Annotated in this window: 5 protein-coding genes; all 5 read right to left on the bottom strand. The window is 66.3% G+C overall.

Translation table 11 applies throughout. The annotated features are described in order from the left end of the window. Positions 1 to 1,501 (bottom strand): hypothetical protein (locus tag BN4346_RS47075; RefSeq protein ID WP_067977119.1); only part of this gene is annotated, 1,501 nt, incomplete at its 3' end. Then, positions 1,498 to 1,815 carry a DUF2742 domain-containing protein gene (locus BN4346_RS47070; protein WP_067977118.1) on the bottom strand — a complete coding sequence of 106 codons (318 nt, stop codon included), beginning with the start codon at positions 1,813 to 1,815 and terminating at the stop codon, positions 1,498 to 1,500. The genes BN4346_RS47075 and BN4346_RS47070, both read right to left, overlap by 4 nt. Further along, on the bottom strand, positions 1,812 to 1,973 hold the full coding sequence (locus BN4346_RS50020) for a DUF6011 domain-containing protein (protein ID WP_407695176.1): 162 nt from the start codon (positions 1,971 to 1,973) through the stop codon (positions 1,812 to 1,814). Before BN4346_RS50020 ends, BN4346_RS47070 begins: the two co-directional genes overlap by 4 nt. Positions 1,974 to 1,990: 17 nt before the next feature. Next, a complete protein-coding gene (locus tag BN4346_RS47065) occupies positions 1,991 to 2,215 on the bottom strand; it encodes a hypothetical protein (protein WP_067977116.1) in 225 nt (74 codons plus the stop codon). Beyond that, the gene (locus BN4346_RS47060; protein ID WP_067977115.1) at positions 2,215 to 2,415 is read right to left on the bottom strand and encodes a hypothetical protein; all 201 of its coding nucleotides are present in this window, start codon (positions 2,413 to 2,415) and stop codon (positions 2,215 to 2,217) included. The genes BN4346_RS47065 and BN4346_RS47060 overlap by 1 nt, the downstream gene beginning before the upstream one ends. Between the last annotated feature and the right edge of the window lie 96 nt (positions 2,416 to 2,511).

Here is a 2,511-nt window from a genome sequence, read left to right as displayed (position 1 = left end):
GGGTGGGGTGTCCGCTAGCGGCGGTGTGGATCTGGTGTTTGGTGTATCCGGCGGCTTGGCCGGCGGTGATCACAGCAAACGATTCGGTGAGGGTGGTGCCGGCCGCGATGAGCTGTTCGACGTGGTGATTGAACCATCGCTGGCACGACAGCTTGGGCCGCTCGGATTCGTGTGATCTGCGGGAATCGAGGTCGGTGACGGTAGCGGATGGTTCAGCGGTGAACTCACAGTTCAGCGCCTCTGAACTGCTATTTTGGGTGCTGAACTGCGGTTCAGCGGTGAACTCTGGGGTCAACTCGTAGTACGTGCCGCCCTGTGGGGCCGCAACAGCTGACACCCTGCCGTCGGCAGTTAACTCGGCGATAGCCGAATCGAGTAACTCTCGGTACTCGCGCTTGCCCATCCTGGACATCAGATCCCGCCGCGCGGTACGGCCGTTGGTCAACACTTTGAGCACCCGGCGCTTGACGACGTCGAGGCGCCGGTCGTCTATGACCTCTTCGCCTACGGCGCGGGACAATGCCCGCTCCCTCACCTTTGCTCGGGCGGCTTGGCGGTCATGGTCTATGACTGCCTGCCGGGTGATGTCAGAGACCTGCATGACCATCGCGGACAGCTCCCAGTCCCGCTCGGAGACGACGCTGCGGCCGTGCATGATTGCCAGCAGGGCGGCGACCTTGCAGCGGAGCAACATCCAATGACCGTCAAGGGCGTCTCCTTCGCCGCGCTGGCGGGCCAGGTGCGCGGCGATGATCGTCTCGGTGATCTCGGCCGGCCCGTAGGCGATCTCCACCACCCCGTCGGCACCGGGTGCCCACGACGGGATGGTGCTGTCCAGCGGGGCCGGGTCACCGATGCGGTCGGCGGGCATGTCCGGGTCGGTCGAGGGAAACCACAAGGCCCGCTGAGGCGTTCCACCGGTCGCGTCGTCGAGGATCACACCGCAGTGCCCGTACTGGCCGGCCACCGATAAACACATGCGGTAGGTGTGCGGTGCGACCATCCGAGACGTTGCCGCCGAGGCTCCCTTGCTGCCGAGGCGTTCGCCCATGATCGCGGCCTTGATGGTGGCGCGGGTGTTGTTGCCTTGCCCAGCGTCCAGCGCGGCTAGGTGGTCGATCTCGGGAACCATGAAGATCGCTCTGTCGATCCGGTCCTCCGGGTTCTTTGGTTCCTTGAACAGCTCGGAGATGCCCTGACCCGATCCGAGTCCTTCCTCGTGGATGTCGGCCGGCAATGCCAAGCGGCCTGTCGAGTCGGAGATGCCCTTGCCGCCACCGGATACTGCGACGAACACGGCCATCATGTTGAGGCTGGCCCGTCCGCCGATGACGCCAGGAAGCTGGACATCCGGGCCGGTACTGGCCGACACCCTCAGCAGGACGGAGCCGAACACCGCCCACGGCGCCGCGTAGCGGGCGCGTGCCCACTGGTAGATCTTCGTCAGTTGGTCACTGTCGGATTCGAGGAAGAACGACTTGGTCAGGTCGGGGTCGATCACGCGGTGGTCTCCTTGTGGCGAGGGACGTAAGCAGGGCCACGTCCGGACCGGATCTGGCGGGCGATAGCGGGCCAGTCCTCGGCGGTGGCAATGGTTTTCGCCGCATCGGCGGCTGCGGCCTGCTCGAGGTCGCACCGCAGGACATGGTGTTCACCAGCGACGGCGAGGGAGATGAGCTTGCGCATGTCGTCGTCGGCCAGCTCGCACCATGACGGGGTGCCGGCGATCGGCAGCGGGGCGTAGGTGGCGGCCTTGATCACCTCGGCGAGGAACCGGTTGACCTCCGGCCAGGAGACCTGACTACTGCTGGTCATCCGGCCTCGTTGGTGGCGCAGGAGGGTCCGATGCCGAGAGCGACTGACCGCGGGTCGGTCAGCCAGCGGCCACAACCCCGGCATTGGACGGCGATACGCCACTCCGGCAGGGTGGTGGGGACACCGGGCCGAAGCCCAGTGCCGCCCTCCGTGTTCATCTGCACCTTGTTGGCCATCAGAGCCCGCCCTTCACGCGGGCGACCATCCGGCCGAACTCATCGAGGCCGTAATCCAGCGTGGCCTCGTTGATGGTGGCCTCGGCGTTCTCCGCCGGGGTCTGGCAGCCGGGGCAGATCACGCCGACCGGCCTGCCGCGTTCGACCCGGACATTCCAGCCCTCGGCTGCCAGGCTGCGCAGTCGCTTCCCGCACCGCTCACACCGACGCACTTTCCCCGCCATTACGCACCGCCCTTCACGACGGTGAGCTTCGGCTTGCCCACGAACTGCTGTGGTTTGACGCCCGCCACCCGCATCAGACTCAGCAGCGCTTGGAGCATCTCTGGCGTCCAGCTCTTTAACGGCTTGGCGTCCAGGTGGTCCCTGACCTCCCAGCGCAGCCGGTGCAGATTCCTTTCCATCTCCCTGTCCTTGTCGCTCACCACGGCACCTCCGCGGCGTCGGCGGCTTCCAGCAGGTAGTCCGCCAGTTCGCGAGCGCCCGCCGGGGGGAGGCGCAGAAGGTGCCCGTAGTCGTTG

Origin of the sequence: Mycolicibacter icosiumassiliensis, assembly GCF_900078685.2 — a bacterium.
GTDB classification, from domain to species: domain Bacteria; phylum Actinomycetota; class Actinomycetes; order Mycobacteriales; family Mycobacteriaceae; genus Mycobacterium; species Mycobacterium icosiumassiliensis.
The sequence above is the reverse complement of the archived record's forward strand: the minus strand, read 5'-3'. Positions and strand labels throughout refer to the sequence as shown.

Coding starts and splice junctions, on each gene's coding strand:
- BN4346_RS47070 (WP_067977118.1), bottom strand. CDS start 1,815: ATGACCAGCAGTAGTCAGGTCTCCTGGCCGGAGGTCAACCGGTTCCTC.
- BN4346_RS50020 (WP_407695176.1), bottom strand. CDS start 1,973: ATGAACACGGAGGGCGGCACTGGGCTTCGGCCCGGTGTCCCCACCACC.
- BN4346_RS47065 (WP_067977116.1), bottom strand. CDS start 2,215: ATGGCGGGGAAAGTGCGTCGGTGTGAGCGGTGCGGGAAGCGACTGCGC.